Genomic DNA, 24887 nt, shown 5'->3' on the forward strand with positions numbered 1-24887 from the left:
GCCGGGGGAGCGGGGCTAGGGGTCCGGTGGTGCATCTAGGGGTGTGGCGGCTCCTGCCGGTCTCCGTAGGGTCGGAGCCCGACAGGGTGCCGTCCCGTTCCGGCGCGGGACGGGCGGAGGCGGGGTGCGGGCGGGTGCCCGCAGACACGGGAGGTGCCCGGTGACCGGCTCCCAGGGCGGCCAGCTCCTCGCGATCAGCGACCTGCACGTCGTGTACGCGGAGAACCGCGCCATCGTCGAGGCCCTGCGCCCCGACCACGACGACGACTGGCTGATCGTCGCCGGTGACGTCGGCGAGTTCGCCAAGGACGTCGAGTGGGCGCTCGGCCTGCTCCGCGACCGGTTCGCCAGGGTGATCTGGGCGCCGGGCAACCACGAGCTGTGGACGCCCCGCGACGACACCGTCCAGTTGCGCGGCGAGGAACGCTACCGGCACCTCGTCGCGCTGTGCCGCCGCCTCGGCGTGGTCACGCCGGAGGATCCGTACCCGGTGTGGGACCCCGACGGGGACCCGGTCCTGATCGCCCCGCTCTTCGTCGGGTACGACTACACGTGGCGGCCCCCGGGGACGTACACCCGGGAGCAGGCGTTGGCGCGGGCGCACGAGACCGGCGTGGTCTGCACCGACGAGATCCTGCTGCACCCCGACCCGTATCCGAGCCGGGACGCCTGGTGCCGGGCGCGGGTGATCCACACCGAGCGGCGGCTCGACGCCGAACGCGGCGGGCTGCCCACCGTGCTGGTCAACCACTACCCGCTGGTCCGCGAGCCGACCCGGATCCTGCGCTACCCCGAGTTCGCCCAGTGGTGCGGCACCGACCTGACCGCCGACTGGCACCTGCGCTACGACACCCGCGTCGCCGTCTACGGCCACCTGCACATCCCCCGTACCACCTGGTATGACGGCGTCCGGTTCGAGGAGGTGTCGGTCGGCTACCCGCGCGAGTGGCGTCGCCGGGCCACCCCGCCGGGACGGCCCCGCCAGATCCTCCCGGCCCCCGCCCGGTCCCGCCGTTGAGCGCCGCCGGACGGGTCAGCGGGGGCCGTCCCACCGGCCTCATCCTGCGGATATCCGCCCGCCGGAGGGTGCCGCGCGGGGGCTGAATGAGGGGTCCCGTAGGGGTTGGGCCGTCGTAGCGCGCTCAGTACCGTCCACTCACGGTGAGGGTCGGATACCGGTGATTCCCAGGGCCGGCGGTGCGGTGGTGGCTTCCTCAGTGTTCGGCGGAATCGATCGGTAGCAAGCTCCGGGCGGGTGGGTCATGGCGGACGAAGTGAAGCTCCTCGAACACCTCAAGTGGGTGACCACCGAGCTCCGCCAGGCGCACCGACGCCTGCGGGAACTGGAGAGCGCCGAACCCGAACCGATCGCCGTCGTCGCGATGGCGTGCCGGTTCCCCGGCGGCGTCGGCTCCCCCGAGGACCTGTGGGACCTCGTGGCCGCCGGCACCGACGCGACCGGCCCGTTCCCCACCGACCGGGGCTGGGACCTGGCCCGGCTGTACGACCCGGACCCCGACCACCCCGGCACCTCGTACAGCGACCGGGGCGGGTTCCTCGACGACGCCGGCCACTTCGACCCGACCCTGTTCGGCATCTCCCCCCGCGAGGCCCTCGCGATGGACCCGCAGCAGCGGCTGCTGCTGGAGACCACCTGGGAGGTGTTCGAACGCGCCGGCATCGACGCCGGCTCCCTGCGCGGCAGCCGCACCGGCGTGTTCGTCGGCACCGCCGGGCAGGACTACGCCACCGTGTTGCGCCGCCTCCCCGAGGGCGCCGAAGGCTACGTGCTGACCGGCACCGCCGCCAGCGTCATCTCCGGCCGACTGGCCTACTCGTTCGGCCTGGAGGGGCCGGCCGTCACCATCGACACCGCCTGCTCGTCGTCGCTGGTCGCGCTGCACCTGGCCGGTCAGGCCCTGCGCGACGGCGAGTGCACCCTCGCCGTGGCCGGCGGCGTCAGCGTGATGGCCACCCCCGGCGGGTTCGTCGAGTTCTCCCGCCAGCGGGGGCTGGCCGCCGACGGCCGGTGCAAGGCGTTCTCCGCCGACGCCGACGGCACCGGCTGGGCCGAGGGCGTCGGTATGGTGCTCGTCGAGCGGCTGTCCGACGCCCGCCGCAACGGCCACCCCGTGCTCGCCGTCATCCGGGGCAGCGCCGTCAACTCCGACGGGGCCAGCAGCGGCCTCACCGCGCCGAACGGCCCCGCCCAGCAGCGCGTCATCCGGCAGGCCCTCGACAACGCCGGGCTCACGCCGGCGGACGTGGACGTCGTCGAGGCGCACGGCACCGGCACCCGGCTCGGCGACCCGATCGAGGCGCAGGCGCTCCTCGCGACGTACGGCAGGGACCGGCCCGCCGACCGGCCACTCTGGCTCGGCTCGCTGAAGTCGAACCTCGGCCACACCCAGGCCGCCGCCGGGGTCGCCGGTGTGATCAAGATGGTGCTCGCCATGCGGCACGGGCTGCTGCCGGCGACCCTGCACGCCGACGAGCCCACGCCGCACGTCGACTGGACCGGCGGCGCGGTCACCCTGCTCACCCGGGCCCGCCCGTGGACCGACGACGCCGGGCGGCCCCGCCGCGCCGCCGTCTCCGCCTTCGGCATGAGCGGCACCAACGCCCACCTCGTCCTGGAACAGGCCCCGCCGCCCGAGCCCGCCACCGCAGCCGAGGCCCCCGCCCGGGACGTGCCGGCGGTGCCGGTGCTGCTCTCCGCCGCGCACCCCGCCGCCCTCGCCGCGCAGGCGGGCCGGTGGGCGGCCTGGCTGGACGCCGACGCCGACGCCCGTCCTCTGGACGTGGGGTGGTCGTCGGCCACCTCCCGGGCGGCTCTGGACAGCCGCGCGGTGGTGGCGGCCACGGGCCGGGACGACCTCGTCGCCGGGCTGCGCGCCCTGGCGGCGGGCGAGCCGTCCGGCGCGGCCGTCGCCGGCCGTGCCGCCGACCGGGGTCCGCTCGCGGTGCTGTTCTCCGGTCAGGGTGCGCAGCGGGCGGGGATGGGTCGGGAGTTGTCTGCGGCGTTCCCGGTGTTCGCGTCGGTGTTGGACGAGGTGTGTGGGCACCTGGATCGTGGGTTGCCGCAGCCGTTGCGGCCGGTGTTGTTCGCCGATCCCGGTTCGCCGGAGGCCGAGCTGCTGGGGCAGACGGTGTTCACGCAGGCGGGGTTGTTCGCGGTCGAGGTGGCCCTGTTCCGCCTGGTGGAGTCGTTCGGTGTGGTGCCGGACTTTGTGGGTGGGCATTCGGTTGGTGAGATCGTTGCGGCGTATGTGGCGGGGGTGTTGTCGCTGGAGCATGCGTGTGCGTTGGTGGTGGCGCGGGGTCGGCTGATGCAGGGGTTGCCGGCCGGTGGCGGGATGTTGGCGGTCAATGCGGCCGAGGCGGAGGTGTTGTCGTCGCTGGACGGGTTGTCCGATCGGGTGGGGGTCGCGGCGGTCAACGGTCCTGGGTCGGTGGTGGTGTCGGGTGCGGTGGACGCCCTCGACATGTTGGAGGAGGTGTGGCGGGGTCGGGGGGTGCGGACGCGTCGGTTGGCGGTGAGTCACGCGTTCCACAGTCCGTTGATGGAGCCGATGCTGGAGAGGTTCCGGGCGGTGTTGTCGAGGTTGACGTTCTCCGCGCCGGTGCTGCCGTTGGTGTCGAACGTGACCGGTGGGCTGGCCGATCCCGATGAGGTTCGTAGTGTCGACTACTGGGTGCGGCATGTGCGGGAGGCGGTGCGGTTCGCCGATGGGGTGGCGGCGTTGCGGGCGGCGGGGGTGGACACGTTCCTGGAGGTGGGTCCGCAGAGTGTGTTGACGGCGCTGACGGCGGAGGCGCTGCCCGAGGCTTCCGTGCTCGCGGTGGCCGCCCAGCGTCGGGATCGGCCGGAGGTGTCGGCTCTGCTGGCCGCGCTGGCGGAGCTGCACGTCAACGGCGTTGGTGTGGACTGGCGGCCGTGGTTCGCCGACACCGGCGCGTCCCGGGTGGACCTGCCGACGTACGCGTTCCAGCGGGAGCGGTTCTGGCCCGAGGTGGGCACGTGGCAGGTGGGTGACGTGTCGGCTGCCGGTCTGGGTGTGGCGGGGCATCCGCTGCTCGGTGCGGCGGTGCGCCTGGCTGGTGACGACGAGGTGGTGCTGACCGGTCGGCTGTCGGTGTCGACGCACCCGTGGTTGGCCGATCACGTGGTTGCCGGTGCGGTGGTGGTGCCGGGTGCGGCGCTGGTGGAGTTGGTGGTGCGGGCGGGCGACGAGGTGGGTGCGTCGCGGGTGCGGGAGTTGACGCTCGCCGCGCCGTTGACTCTGCCGGCCTCCGAGGCGGTGCGGGTGCAGGTGCGCGTCGGGTCGGCCGACGGTGCCGGTGCCCGTGAGGTCACGGTGCACGCCCAGCCCGACGACGAGCCGGACGCGGAGTGGGTGCGGCACGCCGAGGGCGTGCTGGAGCCGGCCGCCGCCGAGGAGCCGACCGTCGGCACGTGGCCGCCCGCCGGGGCGACCGAGGCGGAACTGGCCGGCTGGTATCCGGCGTTCGCGGAGCACGGGCTGGCGTACGGGCCGGTGTTCCAGGGGCTGCGCCGGGTGTGGACCGGCACCGACGGCGACGTGTACGCCGAGGTGGCCCTGCCCGACGAGGCGGCGGCCGACGCGACCGGCTTCGGGGTGCACCCGGCGTTGCTGGACGCCGCCCTGCACCCGATCGGCCTGCTCGACGCCGGCACCGGCACCGGCCCGCGGGTGCCGTTCGCGTTCAGCGGGGTGCAGGTGCACGCCGCCGGTGCCCGCGCGCTGCGGGTGCGGCTGAGCCGCGCCGGTTCCGGGGTGCGGCTGGTCGCCGCCGACGAGTCCGGTGCGCCGGTGGTTTCCGTCGACTCCCTCGTCCTGCGGGAGATGGGCACCGCCCCGACCCCGAGTGCGGCCGACCGTTCCCTGTTCGAGGTGACCTGGCACGCCGAGGACGTGACCCCGGCCGCCGACGTGTCCGGCGCGGTGGCGCTCGGCGACGCCGGCCTGCCCGACGCCGTGCCCGCGTACGCGGACGTGCCGGCGTTGGTGGCGGCCGTGGAGGCGGGGCTACCCGCCCCGGCGTTCGTGCTGCTGCCCGTTGCCGTTGCCGGTGGGTCTGTTCCGGGTGCGGTGCGGGATGTGGTTGCGGGTGTGTTGGGTGTGGTGCAGGGGTGGCTTGGCGCCGACGTCCTCGCCGATTCGCGGTTGGTGGTGGTGACCCGGGGTGCCGTGGTGGCGCGGGACGAGGACCGCGTGTCCGATCTGGCGGGTGCGGCGGTGTGGGGTCTGTTGCGTTCGGCGCAGTCGGAGCACCCGGACCGCATCGTGCTGGCCGACCTCGACGGTCCGTTGGACGCCGACGCGGTGGCGCTGCTCGCGGCGGTGGCCGCCGACCCCGCCCCCACCGGGGGCCAGCTCGCCGTCCGCGGGGGCGCGGTGCGCGTACCCCGGTTGACGCGGCTGACCGGCGACGAGCTGACGCCCCCGGCGTCGGGCCTCTGGCACCTCGCGCCCGTCGCCCCCGGCACGATCGACGGCGTCGACCTGGTCGCCGCCCCGGCCGCGAAGCTGGGGGCCGGGCAGGTCCGCATCGCCGTGCGTGCCACCGGCGTGAACTTCCGCGACGTCCTCATCGCGCTCGGCATGTACCCGGACGCGGCGGCCCGGATGGGCAGCGAGGGCGCGGGCGTCGTGCTGGAGGTCGGCCCCGGCGTCGACGGCCTCGCGCCCGGCGACCGGGTGTTCGGCATGTTCGAGCCGGGCTTCGGCCCGCAGGTCGTCGCCGAGCGGCAGCGGGTGGCCCGGATCCCCGCCGGCTGGTCCTACGCCGAGGCCGCCTCCGTCCCCCTGGTGTTCCTGACGGCCTACTACGCGTTGCACGATCTGGCGGGGTTGCGGTCGGGTGAGTCGGTGTTGGTCCACTCGGGTGCGGGTGGCGTCGGCATGGCGGCGATCCAGCTCGCCCACCACTTCGGCGCGACCGTCTACGCGACCGCCAGTCCCGGCAAGTGGGGGACCCTGCGGGAGTTGGGGGTGGCTCCGGGGCGGATCGGTTCGTCGCGGTCGACGGAGTTCGAGCAGGTGTTCGCGTCCGCTTCCGGTGGTGCCGGGGTGGATGTGGTCCTCGATGCGCTCGCGGGTGAGTTCGTGGATGCGTCGTTGCGGTTGTTGCCGCGTGGTGGCCGGTTCGTCGAGATGGGCAAGACCGACATCCGCGACGCCGACGCGGTCGCGCAGCTCCACCCCGGGGTCGCCTACCGGGCGTTCGACCTCAACGAGGCGGGCAGCGAGCGCATCGGGCAGATGCTGGCCGAGTTGTTGGCGTTGTTCGAGAGTGGTGCGCTGCGGCCGCTGCCGGTGCGGGTGTGGGATGTGCGGCAGGCCCGGCAGGCGCTGCGGCACCTGAGCCAGGCCCGGCACGTGGGCAAGGTGGTGCTGACGGTCCCGGCCGCGGTGGACCCGGACGGCACGACCCTGGTGACGGGTGCGTCCGGGACGCTGGCCGGGGTGGTGGCGCGGCATCTGGTCGCCTCGGGTCAGGCTCGTCGGTTGGTGTTGGCGTCGCGTCGGCTGCCGGTCGAGGGTTCCGACTATGCGGCGTTGGTGGCGGAGCTGACCGGGGCGGGTGCTCAGGTCACCGCGGTGTCGGTGGACGTCGCCGACCCGGCGCAGGTGGCGGGCCTGGTGGCCGGGATCGACCCGGCGCATCCGCTGACCGCCGTCATCCACACGGCCGGGGTGATCGCCGACGCGACGATCGGCTCCCTGTCCGCCGACGGCGTGGCCACGGTCATGGGGCCGAAGGTCGACGGCGCGTGGGCGTTGCACGAGGCGACGGCGGATCTGGATCTGTCGGCGTTCGTGGTGTTCTCGTCGATCGCGGCGACGTTGGGTTCGCCGGGTCAGGGCAACTACGCGGCGGCGAACGCGTTCCTCGACGCCCTCGCCCAGCACCGCCGCGCCATCGGGCTGCCGGCGACCAGCATCGGCTGGGGCATGTGGGCCACCACCAGCGCCATGACCGCGCACCTCGACCGCGACGACGCGCAGCGCCTGCGGCGGCTCGGCATGGCCGGCCTCACCGCGGACGAGGGCGCGGCCCTGCTCGACGCGGCCACCGCCAGGGCCATGCCGGCGATCGCGGCGGCTCGCCTCCGCATCACCGGGGACGCCGGCCAGGTCCCGCCGATCCTGCGGCTGCTCGCCCGCGCCGGCGGACGCCGCCAGGCGGGCGGCGCGACCGGCGGCACCGGCACCTCCTGGGCGGACCGCCTCGCCGGCCTCGCGTCCGACGAGGCGCGTCGGTTGTTGGTGGATCTGGTGTGTGGTCAGGCGGCGGCGGTGTTGGGGCATGCGTCGGCGCAGGCGGTTGCGGGTGGGCGGGCGTTCAAGGAACTCGGGTTCGACTCGCTCACCTCCGTGGAGCTGCGTAACCGGCTGGCCTCGGCGACCGGGCTGCGGCTGACCGCGACGCTCGTGTTCGACTATCCGACGCCGGAGCGTCTGGCCGAGCACCTGCACGAGCGGCTGGGCGAGACGCCCGCCGCCGCGCCGGCCGCCGCCCGCGCCGCCGGCCCGGCGGGCACCGACGAACCCATCGCGATCATCGGCATGTCGTGTCGGTTCCCGGGTGGGGTGTCCAGCCCCGAGCAGTTGTGGGACCTGGTGGCGTCGGGTGGGGATGCGATCGGTGGTTTCCCGGGGGATCGGGGTTGGGACCTGGATGCGTTGTATGACCCGGATGCGGATCGGGCGGGGACGTCGACGACGCGGCAGGGTGGTTTCCTGTACGAGGCGGCGGAGTTCGACCCGGGGTTCTTCGGGATCAGTCCTCGTGAGGCCCTGGCGATGGATCCGCAGCAGCGGTTGCTGCTGGAGACGTCGTGGGAGGCGTTCGAACACGCCGGCATCGACCCCGCCACCGGCCACGGCACCAGCACCGGCGTCTTCATCGGCGCCGCGTCCTCCGGCTACGCCGCCACCGGCAGCGACGGCCTCGAAGGGCTCGAAGGGCACCTGCTCACCGGCACCGCCGGCAGCGTCGCCTCCGGCCGGGTCGCCTACACCTTCGGCTTCGAGGGCCCGGCCGTCACCGTCGACACGGCGTGCTCGTCGTCCCTGGTCGCCCTGCACCTCGCCGCGCAGGCGCTGCGTTCCGGCGAATGCGACATGGCCCTCGCCGGTGGCGTCGCGCTGATGGCCCAGCCGGGCATGTTCTCCGAGTTCTCCCGCCAGGGCGGCCTCGCCCCCGACGGCCGGTGCAAGGCGTTCGCCGCCGCCGCCGACGGCACCGGCTGGGGCGAGGGCGTCGGCATCCTCCTCGTCGAGCGCCTCTCCGACGCCCGGCGGCGCGGCCACCGGGTCCTCGCCGTCGTGCGGGGCAGCGCCGTCAACTCCGACGGCGCGTCCAACGGGCTGACCGCCCCGAACGGGCCGTCGCAGCAGCGCGTCATCCGGCAGGCCCTCGCCAACGCGCGACTCACCCCGGCCGACGTGGACGCCGTCGAGGCCCACGGCACCGGCACGACCCTCGGCGACCCGATCGAGGCGCAGGCGCTGCTGGCCACGTACGGGCAGGACCGGCCCGCCGACCGGCCGCTGCTGCTCGGCTCGATCAAGTCGAACATCGGGCACACCCAGGCCGCCGCCGGCGTCGCCGGGGTGATCAAGATGGTCATGGCGATGCGGCACGGGCTCGTCCCGCCGACCCTGCACGTCGACGAGCCGTCCCCGCACATCGACTGGACCTCCGGGGCCGTCACCCTCACCACCGACGCCGCGCCCTGGCCGGCCGTCGACCGGCCCCGCCGCGCCGCCGTCTCCTCCTTCGGCATCAGCGGCACCAACGCCCACGCCATCATCGAGCAGGCCCCCGCCGCCGCCCCGGCACCCCGCCCCGAACGCCCGGCGACGCCGTCGCCCGGCCTGGTCGCCGCCGACGCCGTACCGCTGCTCGTGTCGGCCCGCAGCGCCCGCGCCCTGCGCGACCAGGCGGCCCGGCTGCGGACCCGTCTCGCCGACGACCCGGCCCTCGACCTCGTCGACCTCGCGTACTCGCTCGCCACCGGCCGCGCCCACCACCCGTACCGGCAGGTCACCGTGGCCGCCGACCGGGACTCCGCGCTGGCCGGGCTCGCCGCGGTCGCCGAGGCCGACCACCACGCCGGCATCCCCGACGGTACGCCGAAGGTCGTCTTCGTCTTCCCCGGCCAGGGCTCCCAGTGGGCCGGGATGGCCCTCGACCTGCTGGAGTCCTCGCCGGTCTTCCGGAACCGGATGGACCAGTGCGCGGCGGAACTGTCCCGGCTGGTCGACTGGAACCCCGAGGACGTCCTGCGCGGCGCGCCCGCCGCCCCGCCGATGGACCGGGTGGACGTCGTCCAGCCGCTGCTGTTCTCCGTCATGGTCTCCCTCGCCGAGGTGTGGAAGGCGTGCGGCGTCCGGCCCGACGCCGTCATCGGCCACTCGCAGGGCGAGATCGCCGCCGCCTGCGCAGCCGGCGCGCTCACCCTGCCCGACGCGATGCGGCTCGTCGTCGCCCGCAGCCGGGGCCTGCTCGCCATCTCCGGGCTGGGCGGCATGGTGTCCGTGCCGCTGTCCGCCGCCGACACCGCGCAGCTCATCGCGCCCTGGGCCGGCGCCCTGTCCGTCGCCGCCGTCAACGGCGCCGCCGTGACCGTGGTGTCCGGCGACGCCGGCCCCGTCGACGAACTGCTCGCCACCTGCGCGGAACGCGACATCCGGGCCCGTCGTATCGCCGTGGACTACGCGTCGCACTGCGGGCACGTCGAGGCCGTCCGCGAGGACCTGGCCGCCGCGCTCGGCACGATCGAGGCCCACCCCACCGAGGTGGCGTTCCACTCCACCGTCACCGGCGAGCCCATCGACACCGTCGAGCTGGACGCCGACTACTGGTACCGGAACCTGCGCGAACCGGTGCGCCTCGCCCCCGTCGTGGACGCGCTGATCGCCGCCGGCTACCGCACGTTCGTCGAGGCCAGCCCCCACCCCGTGCTCAAGGTGGTGGTGCAGGACGCCCTCGACCGGGCCGCCGCCGGCCAGCCCGGCGTCGTGGTCGGTTCGCTGCGCCGCGACGAGCACGGACCCCGCCAGCTCCTCGCCGCGCTCGGCGACCTGCACACGGCCGGCGTGCCGGTCGACTGGGCCGCCGTCCTCGCCGACACCGGCGCGTCCCGGGTGGACCTGCCGACGTACGCGTTCCAGCGGGAGCGGTTCTGGCCCGAGGTGGGCACGTGGCAGGTGGGTGACGTGTCGGCTGCCGGTCTGGGTGTGGCGGGGCATCCGCTGCTCGGTGCGGCGGTGCGCCTGGCCGGTGACGACGAGGTGGTGCTGACCGGTCGCCTGTCGGTGTCGACGCACCCGTGGTTGGCCGATCACGTGGTTGCCGGTGCGGTGGTGGTGCCGGGTGCGGCGCTGGTGGAGTTGGTGGTGCGGGCGGGCGACGAGGTGGGTGCGTCGCGGGTGCGGGAGTTGACGATCGCCGCGCCGTTGACGTTGCCGGCCTCCGAGGCGGTGCGGGTGCAGGTGCGGGTCGGTGCGGCCGACGGTGCCGGTGCCCGTGAGGTGACGGTGCACGCCCAGCCCGGCGAGGATGCGGATGCGGAGTGGGTGCGGCACGCCGATGGGGTGCTGGAGCCGGCCGTGGCCGAGGAGCCGGTGGTGGGGCAGTGGCCGCCGGTCGGCACGTCCGAGGTGGACCTGTCCGGTTGGTACGACGCGCTCGTCGGGCACGGGCTGGCGTACGGGCCGGTGTTCCAGGGGCTGCGCCGGGTGTGGACCGGCACCGACGGCGACGTGTACGCCGAGGTGGCCCTGCCCGACGACGCCGCCGAGAGCGCCGGCCGGTTCGGGGTGCACCCGGCGTTGCTGGACGCCGCCCTGCACCCGATCGGATTGCTGTCGGAGCAGGAGACGTCGGGCCCCCGGGTGCCGTTCGCGTTCAGCGGTGTGCAGGTGCACGCCGCCGGTGCGTCGGTGTTGCGGGTGCGGCTGAGCCGTGCCGGTTCCGGGGTGCGGCTGGTCGCGGTCGACGGGTCCGGATCGCCGGTCGTCTCGGTCGACTCCCTCGTCCTGCGGGAACTGACCGGCGTCGCCGCGCCCAGCGCCGCCGACCGGTCGGTGTTCGAACTCACCTGGCGCGCCGAGGACGTGACCCCGGCCGCCGACGTGTCGGGCGCGGTGGCGCTCGGCGAGGTCGACCTGCCCGGCGACGTGCCGGCGTACCCGGACGTGGCGGCGTTGGTGGCGGCCGTCGAGGCGGGACGGCCCGCGCCGGGCCTCGTCCTGTTGCCCGTCGGCCCGGGCGCGGCCGGCGACGCCGGCTCCGCCCCGGACCGGGTCCCCGGGAGCACCCCGGGCCGGCCCTCCGGCGACGACCTGCCCGGCCTGGTCCGGGCCGCGACGTCGGACGCCCTCGGGGCCGTCCAGGCGTGGCTGGCCTCCGCCGCACTCGCCGACACGAAGCTCGCCGTGACGACCCGCGACGCCGTGGCGGTCCTGCCCGGCGACCGGGTGACCGACCTGGCGGGTGCGGCGGTGTGGGGTCTGTTGCGTTCGGCGCAGTCGGAGCACCCCGACCGCATCGTGCTCGCCGACCTCGACGGTCCGTTGGACGCCGACGCGGTGGCGCTGCTCGCGGCGGTGGCCGCCGACCCCGCCCCCACCGGCGGTCAGCTCGCCGTCCGGGCCGGCGCCGTCCTCACGCCCCGGGTCACCCGGCCCGCCGGTGACGCCCTCACCCCGCAGGGCGACCTGTGGCACGTGGCCGCCGTCGCCCCCGGCACGATCGACGGCGTCGACCTGCTGCCCGGCACCGCCCAGCCCCTCGCCCCGGGCCAGGTCCGCATCGCGGTGCGGGCGGCCGGGGTGAACTTCCGCGATGTGTTGATCGCGTTGGGGATGTATCCGGATCCGTCGGCGGTGATGGGTAGCGAGGGTGCGGGTGTGGTGCTGGAGGTCGGCCCGGGTGTGGATGACCTGAGCCCGGGTGATCGGGTGTTCGGGTTGTTCGAGCCTGGGTTCGGGCCGGAGGTGGTGGCGCAGCGGTTGCGGGTGGCGCGGGTGCCGTCGGGGTGGTCGTTTGTCGAGGCGGCGTCGGTGCCGGTGGTGTTCCTGACGGCGTATTACGCGTTGCACGATCTGGCGGGGTTGCGGTCGGGTGAGTCTGTGTTGGTCCACTCGGGTGCGGGTGGCGTCGGCATGGCGGCGATCCAGCTCGCCCACCACTTTGGCGCGACGGTGTATGCGACTGCCAGTCCCGGTAAGTGGGGGACGTTGCGGGAGTTGGGGGTGGCTCCGGGGCGGATCGGTTCGTCGCGGTCGACGGAGTTCGAGGCGGTGTTCGCGTCGGCGTCGGGTGGCGCGGGTGTGGATGTGGTGCTGGATGCGCTTGCGGGTGAGTTCGTGGATGCGTCGTTGCGGTTGTTGCCGCGTGGCGGCCGGTTCGTCGAGATGGGCAAGACCGACGTACGCGACCCGGAACTGGTCGCCCGCCAACACCCCGGCGTGACGTACCAGGCGTTCGAGCTGAACGCCGCAGGCGGCGAACGCATCGGGCAGATGCTCGGCGAGCTGTTGGCGTTGTTCGAGCGGGGTGTGTTGTCGCCGTTGCCGGTGCGGGTGTGGGATGTGCGGCAGGCCCGGCAGGCGTTGCGGCACCTGAGTCAGGCGAGGCACGTGGGCAAGGTCGTGCTGACCGTGCCGGTGCCCGCCGATGGCGAGGGCACGACCCTGGTCACGGGCGCGTCGGGTGCCCTGGCCGGGGTCGTGGCCCGGCACCTGGTCGAGTCCGGCCGGAGTCGCCGGTTGGTGTTGGCGTCGCGTCGGTTGCCGGTGGAGGGTTCCGACTATGCGGCCCTGGTGGCGGAGCTGACCGGGGCGGGCGCGCAGGTCACGGCCGTGTCGGTGGACGTGGCCGACCCGGGGCAGGTGGCGGGCCTGGTGGCCGGGATCGATCCGGCGCACCCGCTGACCGCCGTCATCCACACTGCCGGGGTGATCGCCGACGCGACGATCGGCTCCCTCACCGCCGACGGCGTGGCCGCCGTGCTGCGGCCGAAGGTGGACGGCGCGTGGGCGTTGCATGAGGCGACGGCGGATCTGGATCTGTCGGCGTTCGTGGTGTTCTCGTCGATCGCGGCGACCCTGGGTTCGCCAGGTCAGGGCAACTACGCGGCGGCGAACGCGTTCCTCGACGCCCTCGCCCAGCACCGCCGCAGCCGGGGCCTGCCCGCGGCCAGCCTCGCCTGGGGGCTCTGGGCCACCACCAGCGCCATGACCGCCCACCTCGACGCCACCGAGCACCGGCGCGCCATCCGCGCCGGTAGCTCCCCGCTCACCGACGCCGAGGGCCTCGCGCTCCTGGACGCCGCGCAGCGGCACGGCGGCGCGCACCTCGTACTCATGAAGGTGCCGGCGGCCACGGGCGGACCGGTCCCCGCGCTGCTGCGCGACCTCGTGCGCCAGCCCCACGCCCGGCGACGGGCGGCGACCCGGGCCGCCGCCGACCTGTCGCTGGGCGAGCGGCTCGCCGCCCTCAGCCCCGCCGAACGACGCGGCCAGCTCCTCGACCTCGTCGCCGGCGCCGCGGCCGCCGTGCTCGGCCACCGCTCCGCCGACACCGTCGACCCGCAGCGGCCGTTCAAGGAACTCGGCTTCGACTCGCTCACCTCCGTCGAGCTGCGCAACCGGCTCGCCGCCGCCACCGGGCTGCGGCTGCCCGCCACCGTCGCCTTCGACTACCCGACGCCCGCCGTGCTCGCCGACTTCCTCGACCGGGAGGTCGGCGGCCGGGCCGCCCCCGCGCCGGTCCCCGCCGCTGCCGCCGCGACCGGCGTCGACGAGCCCATCGCGATCGTCGGCATGGCCTGCCGCTTCCCCGGCGACGTGCGCACCCCCGAACAACTGTGGGACCTCGTCACCGCCGGCGCGGACGTCATCGCGCCCTTCCCCACCGACCGCGGCTGGGACCTCGCCGACCTGAGCGGCGACGCCGGTGCCGACACGGCCACCCCGCAGCGCGGCGGGTTCCTCTACGACGCCGCCGACTTCGACGCCGCCTTCTTCGGCATCTCGCCGCGCGAGGCGCTCGCCATGGACCCGCAGCAGCGGCTGCTGCTGGAAACGTCGTGGGAGGCGTTCGAACGGGCCGGCATCGACCCGCTGACCGCCCGGGGCAGCAGCACCGGCGTCTACGTCGGCCTCATCTACCACGACTACGCCGGCAAGGCCCTCGGCACGTCCGACGAGCTCGACGGGTACGTCGGCAACGGCAGCGCCGGCAGCGTCGCCTCCGGCCGCATCTCCTACCTGTTCGGCCTCGAAGGCCCCGCCGTCACCGTCGACACCGCCTGCTCGTCGTCGCTGGTCGCCCTGCACCTGGCCGCCCAGGCGCTGCGGCAGAACGAGTGCCAGCTCGCCCTGGCCGGCGGGGTCAGCGTCATGTCCACCCCCGGCATGCTCGCCGAGTTCTCCCGCCAGCGCGGCCTGTCGCCCGACGGGCGGTGCCGGGCGTTCGGCGCGGGCGCCAACGGCACCGGCTTCGCCGAGGGCGTCGGCATGCTGCTGCTGGAACGGCTCTCCGACGCCCAACGCAACGGCCACCGCGTCCTCGCCGTCGTCCGGGGCAGCGCCGTCAACCAGGACGGGGCCAGCAGCGGCCTCACCGCCCCCAACGGGCCGGCGCAGCAGCGCGTCATCCGGCAGGCCCTGGCCAACGCCCGGCTGACCCCGGCCGACGTGGACGCCGTCGAGGCGCACGGCACCGGCACGGCGCTCGGCGACCCGATCGAGGCGCAGGCGCTACTCGCCACGTACGGGCAGGACCGGCCCGCCGACCGGCCGCTGCTGCTCGGGTCGATCAAGTCGAACATCGGCCACGCCCAGGCCGCCGCCGGCGTCGCCGGGGTGATCAAGATGGTCATGGCGATGCGGCACGGCCAGCTCCCGGCCACCCTGCACGTCGACACCCCGTCGGAGCACATCGACTGGTCGGCCGGGGCCGTCTCGCTGCTCGCCGAGCCGCGTCCCTGGCCCGAGGTGGACCGGCCCCGCCGCGCCGCCGTGTCCTCGTTCGGCATCTCCGGCACCAACGTCCACACCATCCTGGAAGCGGCCCCCGAGGCGACGCCCGCGCCGACCGTGACCGTCCCGGCCACCGTCACCACCGGCGACCTCACCACGCCCTGCGTGCTCTCCGCCCGCACCGGCGACGCCCTGGCCGAGCAGGCCCGCCGGCTGAGCGACTGGCTGGGGGAGAACCCGGCCGTCGGCCTGCCCGACCTCGGTCACGCCCTCGCCACCGGCCGGTCCGCGTTCGAACACCGCGCGGTGCTGCTGCCCCGCGACCGGCAGAGCCTCCTCGCCGGCCTGGCCGCCGTCGCCGCCGCCGAGCCGTCGTCCGTCGTCGTCCGCGGCGTCGTCCGGCCCGGCCGGCTCGCCGTCCTCTTCTCCGGCCAGGGCGCGCAACGCCCCGGCATGGGCCGGGAGGCGTACGGGGCGTTCCCCGCGTTCGCCGCCGCGCTCGACGAGGCATGCCGACACCTCGACCCGCTGCTGCCCCGCCCGCTGCGCGACGTGCTGTTCGCCACCGAAGGCTCCCCCGACGCGGAGCTGCTCGACCAGACGGTGTTCACCCAGGCCGGCCTCTTCGCCGTCGAGGTGGCCCTCTACCGCCTCGTCGAGTCGTTCGGGGTCGTCCCCGACCTCGTCGGCGGCCACTCCGTCGGTGAGATCACCGCCGCGCACGTCGCCGGGGTGCTGTCCCTGGCCGACGCCTGCGCGCTGGTCGCCGCCCGGGGCCGGCTCATGCAGGCGCTGCCCGCCGGGGGCGGCATGCTCGCCGTCGCCGCCGCCGAAGCCGACGTCCGCGCCTCCATCGAGGGCCTGACCGACCGGCTCGGGATCGCCGCCGTCAACGGCCCGGCGGCCGTCGTCGTCTCCGGCGCCGCCGACGCCCTCGACGCCGTCGAGGCCGACTGGCGGGACCGGGGCGTACGCACCCGCCGGCTGCGGGTCAGCCACGCCTTCCACAGCCCGCTCATGGAACCGATGCTCGCCGGGTTCCGGGCCGTCCTCGACGGGCTCGCCTTCCAGCCGCCGACGCTGCCCGTCGTGTCCAACCTGACCGGCGTCGCCGCCGACCCGGACGAGCTGTGCGACCCCGGGTACTGGGTGCGGCATGTCCGGGAGGCCGTCCGCTTCGCCGACGGGATCGCCTACCTGCGGCAGCGCCACGTCGGCACGTACCTGGAGGTCGGGCCCGACGGGGTGCTCGCCGGCATGATCTCCGACTGCCTCGCCGACGACGCGGACCCCACCGCCGGGCCGGTGGTCGTGCCGACCCTGCGCCGGGGACGCACCGAGGCGTCCGCGCTGCTCGCGGCCCTCGCCGAGGCGTACGCGGCCGGCGTGCCCGTCGACTGGGCCGCCCTCACCGGCGGCGGCACGGCCGTGCGCCCGCTGGACCTGCCGACGTACCCGTTCCAGCGGCAGCGGTACTGGCCCGACGCGGCGGCCTGGCGGGCCGGTGACGTGTCGGGGGCGGGGCTCGCCGCCCCGGGGCATCCGCTGCTCGGTGCGGCGGTGCGCCTGGCCGGTGACGACGAGATCGTGTTGTCGGGTCGGTTGTCGGTGTCGACGCATCCGTGGTTGGCCGATCATGTCGTCTCCGGTGCGGTGGTGGTGCCGGGTGCGGCGCTGGTGGAGTTGGTGGTGCGGGCGGGCGACGAGGTGGGTGCGTCGCGGGTGCGGGAGCTGACCATCGCCGCGCCGCTGACCCTCCCGGTCTCCGGTGGGGTGCGGGTGCAGGTGCGTGTCGGCGCGGCCGACGACAGCGGCGGCCGGGACGTGGCCGTGTATTCCCAGCCCGACGAGGATGCGGACGCGGAGTGGGTCCGGCACGCGGACGGCGTGCTGGAGCCGGCCGTGGCCGAGGAACCGACCGTGGGGGCGTGGCCGCCGGTCGGCATGTCCGAGGTGGACCTGTCCGGTTGGTACGACGCGCTCGTCGGGCACGGGCTGGCGTACGGGCCGGTGTTCCAGGGGCTGCGCCGGGTGTGGACGGGCGACGGCGAGCTGTGCGCCGAGGTGGCCCTGCCCGACGCGGAGGCCGGTGGCGTGACCGGCTTCGGGGTGCACCCGGCGCTGCTGGACGCCGCCCTGCACCCGATCGGGTTGCTCGACGCCGGCACCGGGCCCCGGGTGCCGTTCGCGTTCACCGGTGTGCAGGTGCACGCCGCCGGTGCCCGCGCGCTGCGGGTGCGGCTGAGCCGCGCCGGCTCCGGGGTGCGGCTCGTCGCGGTCGACGGGTCCGGTGCGCCGGTCGTCTCCGTCGACTCCCTCGTCCTGCGGGAGCTGACCGGCGTCGCCGCGCCCAGCGCCGCCGACCGGGCCCTGTTCGAGGTGACCTGGCAGCCGCAGGACGTCGCTCCCGCCGCCGACGGCTCCGGCTGGGTGGCGCTCGGCGACGCCGGCCTGCCCGACGCCGTGCCCGCTTTCGCGGACGTGTCGGCGCTGGTGGCGGCGGTGGAGGCGGGGCGGCCCGCCCCGGCTTTCGTGCTGCTGCCCGTCGGCGCTGCGGGGGCCGCGGTGCCGGACGCGGTGCGGGATGTCGTCGCGGGTGTGTTGGGTGTGGTGCAGGGGTGGCTTGCCGCTGATCTGCTTGAGGGTTCGCGGTTGGCGGTGGTGACCCGGGGTGCCGTGGTGGCGCGGGACGAGGACCGGGTGTCCGATCTGGCGGGTGCGGCGGTGTGGGGTCTGTTGCGTTCGGCGCAGTCGGAGCACCCCGACCGCATCGTGCTCGCGGACACCGACGAGGCCGTCGGCCCGCAGGCGCTCGCCGTCCTGGCGACCGTCGCGGCCGACCCGTCCACCATCGGCGGCCAGCTCGCGCTGCGGGGCGACGCGGTGTGCGTACCCCGGCTCGTGCGTCAGCCGGGCGCGGAGCTGACCCCGCCGGCGGACCGTGCGTGGCACGTCGCCGCGGTGCGCCCCGGCACGCTCGACGGCGTCGAGATCGTCGCCGCCGCCCCGGCCGCCCTCGCGCCCGGCGAGGTCCGCATCGCGGTACGCGCCACCGGCGTGAACTTCCGGGACGTGTTGATCGCGTTGGGGATGTATCCGGATCCGTCGGCGGTGATGGGTAGTGAGGGTGCGGGTGTGGTGGTGGAGGTCGGGCCGGGTGTCGACGATCTGATCCCGGGTGATCGGGTGTTCGGGTTGTTCGAGCCTGGGTTCGGGCCGGAGGTGGTGGCGCAGCGGTTGCGGGTGGCGCGGGTGCCGTCGGGGTGGTCGTTTGTCGAGGCGGCGTCGGTGCCGGTGGTGTTCCTGACGGCGTATTACGCGTTGCATGATCTGGCGGGGTTGCGGTCGGGTGAGTCGGTGTTGGTCCACTCGGGTGCGGGTGGCGTCGGGATGGCGGCGATCCAACTCGCGCACCACTTCGGCGCGACGGTCTATGCGACGGCGAGCCCCGGCAAGTGGGGGACGCTGCGGGAGTTGGGGGTGGCTCCGGGGCGGATCGGTTCGTCGCGGTCGACGGAGTTCGAGCAGGTGTTCGCGTCCGCTTCCGGTGGTGCCGGGGTGGATGTGGTCCTGGATGCGCTTGCGGGTGAGTTCGTGGATGCGTCGTTGCGGTTGTTGCCGCGTGGTGGCCGGTTCGTCGAGATGGGCAAGACCGACGTACGTGATGCCGCCGTCGTGGCGGCGGAGCATCCGGGGGTTGCCTACCGGGCGTTCGACCTGAACGAGGCCGGCGGCGAGCGCATCGAGCAGATGCTGGCCGAGTTGTTGGCGTTGTTCGAGAGTGGTGCGCTGCGGCCGTTGCCGGTGCGGGTGTGGGATGTGCGGCAGGCCCGGCAGGCGTTGCGGCACCTGAGTCAGGCGAGGCACGTGGGCAAGGTGGTGCTGACCGTGCCGGTGCCCGCCGATGCCGAGGGCACGACGCTGGTCACGGGCGCATCGGGTGCCCTGGCCGGGGTCGTGGCCCGGCACCTGGTCGAGTCCGGCCGGAGTCGCCGGTTGGTGTTGGCGTCGCGTCGGCTGCCGGTCGAGGGTTCCGACTATGCGGCGTTGGTGGCGGAGCTGACCGGGGCGGGTGCTCAGGTCACCGCGGTGTCGGTGGATGTTGCCGACCCGATGCAGGTGGCGGGGCTGGTGGCCGGGATCGATCCGGCGCATCCGTTGACGGCGGTGGTGCACACGGCGGGGGTGATCGCCGACGCGACGATCGGCTCGTTGTCCGCCGACGGTGTGGCTACGGTGTTGCGGCCGAAGGTGGACGGTGCGTGGGCGTTGCACGAGGCGACGGCGGATCTGGATCTGTCGGCGTTCGTGGTGTTCTCGTCGATCGCGGCGACGTTGGGTTCGCCCGGTCAGGGCAACTACGCGGCGGCGAACGCGTTCCTCGACGCCCTCGCCCAGCACCGCCGCGCCATCGGGCTGCCGGCGACCAGCATCGGCTGGGGCATGTGGGCCACGGGCGGGATGACCGCTCAGCTCGGCGCCGACGACCGGCAGCGCCTGGGCCGGCTCGGCATGACCGGCCTCACCGCCGACGAGGGTGCCGCCCTCCTCGACGCCGCCACCGCCGGGCCCCGGGCGGCGGTGGTCGCCGCCCGGCTGCGGGTCACCGGCGACGCCGGCCAGGTCCCGCCGATCGTCCGGCTGCTGGCCCGGACCGGGCCGCGCCGCCAGGCACGCGCCGGGCAGGCCGGGGCCGGCACGGGCTGGTCCGAGCGGCTGGTCGGGCTTTCGCAGGACGAGGCGCGTCGGTTGTTGGTGGATCTGGTGTGCGGTCAGGCGGCGGCGGTGCTGGGGCATGCGTCGGCGCAGGCGGTTGCGGGTGGGCGGGCGTTCAAGGAGCTCGGGTTCGACTCGTTGACGTCGGTGGAGTTGCGTAACCGGTTGGCGTCGGCGACGGGGTTGCGGTTGACGGCGACGTTGGTGTTCGACTATCCGACGCCGGAACGCCTCGCCGAGCACCTGCACGAGCAACTCGGCCACTCCGCCGCCGCGCCGACCGCCACCACCCGTGCCGTCGCCCGGGACGACGAGGACCCGATCGCCATCATCGGGATGTCGTGTCGGTTCCCGGGTGGGGTGTCGAGTCCGGAGCAGTTGTGGGACCTGGTGGCGTCGGGTGGGGATGCGATCGGTGGTTTCCCGGGGGATCGGGGTTGGGATCTCGACGCGTTGTATGACCCGGATGCGGATCGGGCGGGGACGTCGACGACGCGGCAGGGTGGTTTCCTGTACGAGGCGGCGGAGTTCGACCCGGGGTTCTTCGGGATCAGTCCTCGTGAGGCCCTGGCGATGGATCCGCAGCAGCGGTTGCTGCTGGAGACGTCGTGGGAGGCGTTCGAACACGCCGGCATCGACCCGCGCCACACGAAGGCCACCACCGGCGTCTTCGCCGGCCTGATCCACCACGACTACGCGGGCCGCCTGGAAGCCTCGGAGGAGCTGGAGGGGTACCTCGTTAACGGCACCGCCGGCAGCGTCGCCTCCGGCCGCGTCGCGTACGTGTTCGGCCTGGAGGGGCCGGCGGTGACCGTGGACACGGCGTGCTCGTCGTCCCTGGTCGCGCTGCACCTGGCGGCCCAGGCGCTGCGGTCGGGGGAGTGCGACCTGGCCCTGGCCGGCGGCGTCACCGTCATGGCCACGCCGAGCGCGTTCGTCGGCTTCTCCCGGCAGCGGGGGCTGTCCCCCGACGGGCGGTGCAAGTCGTTCGCTGCCGCCGCTGATGGGACGGGTTGGTCGGAGGGCGTCGGGATGCTGCTCGTTGAGCGGCTGTCGGACGCCCGGCGTAACGGGCACCGGGTCCTCGCCGTGGTGCGGGGTACGGCCGTCAACCAGGACGGTGCGTCGAACGGCCTCACCGCCCCGAACGGCCCCTCGCAGCAGCGGGTGATCCGGCAGGCTCTGGCCAACGCGCGGCTGTCCCCGGCTGATGTGGACGCGGTCGAGGCGCATGGCACGGGCACGACGCTGGGTGATCCGATCGAGGCGCAGGCGCTGCTGGCCACCTATGGCCAGGACCGTGAGACCCCGCTGCTGCTCGGGTCGGTCAAGTCGAACATCGGGCACACGCAGGCGGCGGCTGGTGTCGCCGGGATCATCAAGATGGTGCTGGCGATGCGGCATGGCGTGGTGCCGCCCACCCTGCACGTGGACGAGCCGTCCCCGCACATCGACTGGACCGCCGGTGCGGTTGCGCTGGCGACTGAGGCGACGCCGTGGCCTGCCGTGGGTCGGCCGCGTCGGGCGGCGGTGTCGTCGTTCGGGATCTCTGGGACGAATGCGCATGTGATCATCGAGCAGCCTGCGGTGGAGGTTGTCGAGGGTGTGGTGGTGGAGCGGGTGACGCCGCCGGTGGTGCCGGTGCTGTTGTCGGCCCGCACGGAGGGTGCTCTTGCGGGGCAGGCGGGTCGCTGGGCCCGGTGGCTGGCCGGTGACGGGTCGCCTGCCGTGTTGGACGTGGCGTGGTCGTCGGTGACGACGCGCCCGGCGTTGGAGCAGCGGGCGGTGGTGACGGCCGCCGGGCGCGCCGAACTGCTGGCCGCGTTGCGGGCCCTGGCGGCGGGAGAGCCGTCCGGGGCCGTGGTGGTCGGTGCCCCGGACCAGCGCGGCCAGCTCGCGGTTGTCTTCTCGGGTCAGGGCGCGCAGCGTGCCGGGATGGGTCGGGAGCTGTACGGGGCGTTCCCGGTGTTCGCGTCGGCCTTGGACGAGGCGTGCGCCGAGCTGGATCCGTTGCTGCCGCAGCCGCTCAAGCCGGTGCTGTTCGCGGAGGCGGGCACGCCCGAGGCGGCGTTGCTGGATCAGACCGTGTTCACGCAGGCGGGGTTGTTCGCGGTCGAGGTGGCCCTGTTCCGCCTCGTCGAGTCGTTCGGGGTGGTGCCGGACTTCGTGGGCGGCCACTCGGTCGGTGAGATCACCGCCGCGCACGTGGCGGGGGTGTTGTCCCTCGCGGACGCGTGTGCGCTTGTCGCTGCGCGGGGTCGGTTGATGCAGGCGTTGCCGGCCGGCGGGGGCATGCTCGCGGTGGCTGCGGCCGAGGAGGCGGTGGCGGAGTCGATCGCCGGTCGCGTCGACGTCGGGATCGCGGCCGTCAACGGCCCGTCGGCCGTGGTCGTCTCCGGTGCCGTGGAGGCCCTCGACGAGGTCGAGCGGCTCTGGCGGGAGCGGGGTGTGCGGACGCGCCGGTTGGCGGTGAGTCACGCGTTCCACAGTCCGTTGATGGAGCCGATGCTGGCCGAGTTCCGGGCGGTCCTGGAGACGCTCGGTTTCGCCGCGCCGTTGCTGCCGGTGGTGTCGAACCTGACCGGGGCCCTCGCTGACGCCGACGAGATTCGCACGCCGGACTACTGGGTGCGGCACGTCCGCGAGGCGGTCCGGTTCGCTGACGGGGTGACCGTGCTGCGCAAGGCCGGCGTGGACACGTTCGTGGAGGTGGGGCCGCAGAGTGTGCTCACGGCCTTGGCGGCCGATGTGCTGCCGGGTGACGAGGGTGTGTTGACGGTCGCCGTGCAGCGTCGGGACCGGCCGGAGGCGACCGGGCTGCTCGCGGCTCTGGCGGAGTTGCACGTCGGCGGGGTGCCGGTGTCGTGGCGGCAGTGGTTCGCCGGCACGGGCGCGTCCCGCATCGACCTGCCGACGTATGCGTTCCAGCACCAGCGGTTCTGGCCCGAGGCGCTGCCGCGCCCCCGCAAGGACACCGACGGTGGAGACGCCGAGTTCTGGGCCGCCGTCGAACGCGGCGACCTGACCGCCCTCGCCACCCAACTCGGCGACGACACCGCCCTCGACGCCCTCGCCCCGGCCCTGCCCGCCCTCACCACCTGGCGACGGGCCCGCACCCGGGACGCGGCGGTGAACGGCTGGTCGTACCAGGTCGGGTGGCGGCGGATCGACCCGGGCGACCCCCCGGTGGCGGCTGGCGGCTGGCTGCTCGTCGGGCCCGACGGCGACACCGCCGACGACGTCGCCGCCGCGCTCGCCTCGGCCGGCGCGGACGTGCGGCGGCTGCCCGCCGACCCGGCCGGCGCCACCCGGGGCGGCCTGGCCCGGCGGCTCACCGCCGCGCTCGCCGACGGGCCCGTCACCGGCGTCGTCTCCCTGCTCGGCCTGGCCGACGACCCGCACCCGCAGCACCCGGCCGTGCCCGTCGGGACGGCGGCCACGCTGGCGCTGGCGCAGGCCCTGCACGACACCGGGGCGAGCACGGCCCTGTGGTGCGTGACGCGGGGCGCGGTCGGCACCGGCGACGGCGACGCCGTCCGCAGCGCCGCCCAGGGCGGACTGTGGGGCCTCGGCCGCGTCGCCGGCCTGGAGCTGCCGCAGCTCCGGGTCGGCCTGCTCGACCTGCCCGCCGCCGAAGCCGACCCCGCTGCCCGCGTCGACCCCGCCGCTGGTGTCGACCGCGTCGGCAGCGCCGCCCGCGTCGACCCCGCCCGGATCGCGGCGGCCCTCACCGCCGCCGGCGACGAGGACCAGCTCGCCGTGCGGCCCACCGGCGTGTACGCGCGCCGGCTGACCCGGGCCACCCCCGCCGACGCGGCGGCGGCCGACCGGTGGCGGCCCTCCGGCACCGTGCTCGTCACCGGCGGCACCGGCGCGCTCGGCGCGCACGTGGCCCGCTGGGCCGCCGGCAACGGGGCCGAACACCTGGTGCTGACCAGCCGGCGCGGCGAGGACGCGCCGGGCGCGGCGGAGCTGCGCGACGAGCTGACCGCCCTCGGCGTACGGGTCACCGTCGCCGCCTGCGACGTGGCCGACCGGGACGCGGTCGCCGCGCTGCTCGCCCGCGTCGACGCCGACCCGGCCCCGCTGACCGCCGTGGTGCACGCCGCCGGCCTCAACGACGTGGCCCCGCTCGTCGACACCGACCTCGGCCGGCTCGCCGGGGTGCTGACCGGCAAGGCCGCCGGGGCGGCGCACCTCGACGAACTGCTCGGCGACCGGCCGCTCGACGCGTTCGTGCTGTTCGCGTCCATCGCCGGGATCTGGGGCAGCGGCGGGCAGGCCGGCTACGCGGCCGGCAACGCCTGGCTCGACGCGCTCGCCGAGCGCCGCCGCGCCCGGGGGCTCGCCGCCACCTCCGTGGCGTGGGGGCCGTGGGCCGACGGCGGGATGGCCACCGACGACGCCCAGCGGGAACTGGCCCGGCGCGGGCTGCGGGCGATGTCCCCGGCCGACGCCGTGCACGCCCTGCGGGTCGCCGTCGGGCGCGGGCGGGCCTGCCTCACCGTCGCCGACGTCGACTGGGCGACGTTCGCCCCGGCGTACGCGTCGGCGCGGCCCCGGCCGCTGCTGGCCGACCTGCCCGAGGCGCGACCCGCCGAACGCCCCGACGACGACGCCGCGCCGGCCGACGGCGGGCAGGCCCTGCGGGACCGGCTGCGCGCCCTGCCCCGCGACGAGCAGGACCGGCACCTCACCGACCTGGTCCGCGCCGAGGCCGCCGCCGTCCTCGGCCACCCCGGCCCGGAGCGGGTCAAGCCACGGCGGGCGTTCAAGGAGCTCGGCTTCGACTCGCTGACCGCCGTGGAGCTGCGCAACCGGCTCACCCGGGCCACCGGCCTGCCCCTGCCCACCACGCTCGTCTTCGACCACCCCGACCCGGTCGCCGTGGCCGACCACCTGCTCACCGCGCTGCTCCCCGAGGCGCAGCGGGAGGAGGCGGCCGACCCGGCCGAGACGGCGGTGCGTCAGGCCCTGGCCACCATCCCGCTGGCCCGCATCCGCGAGGCCGGTCTCCTCGACCTGCTGCTCAAGCTCACCGACGGCGACGACACCGAGCCCGCCCCCGGCGGCGGGGACGTCGACATCGACGAGATGGACGCCGACACCCTCATCAGGCTGGCGCTCGACGGCTCCGAGTCCTGA

At 75.2% G+C, this 24887-nt stretch carries 2 protein-coding genes; both read left to right on the forward strand.

Annotated features, from left to right (window positions below):
* The first annotated feature begins 160 nt into the window (after positions 1-160).
* The gene (locus O7633_RS30545) at positions 161-1018 is read left to right on the forward strand and encodes a metallophosphoesterase (RefSeq protein ID WP_282324865.1); all 858 of its coding nucleotides are present in this window, start codon (positions 161-163) and stop codon (positions 1016-1018) included.
* Positions 1019-1262: 244 nt separating this feature from the next.
* Positions 1263-24887: a type I polyketide synthase gene (locus tag O7633_RS30550; RefSeq protein WP_282324866.1), complete on the forward strand. Its 23625-nt coding sequence runs from the start codon at positions 1263-1265 to the stop codon at positions 24885-24887.

Origin of the sequence: Micromonospora sp. WMMD712 (assembly GCF_029581295.1) — a bacterium.
Classification (GTDB): domain Bacteria; phylum Actinomycetota; class Actinomycetes; order Mycobacteriales; family Micromonosporaceae; genus Micromonospora; species Micromonospora carbonacea.

Bases quoted from the DNA above. Each gene is read 5' to 3' on its own strand.
- O7633_RS30550 (WP_282324866.1), top strand. From the start codon at position 1,263: ATGGCGGACGAAGTGAAGCTCCTCGAACACCTCAAGTGGGTGACCACC.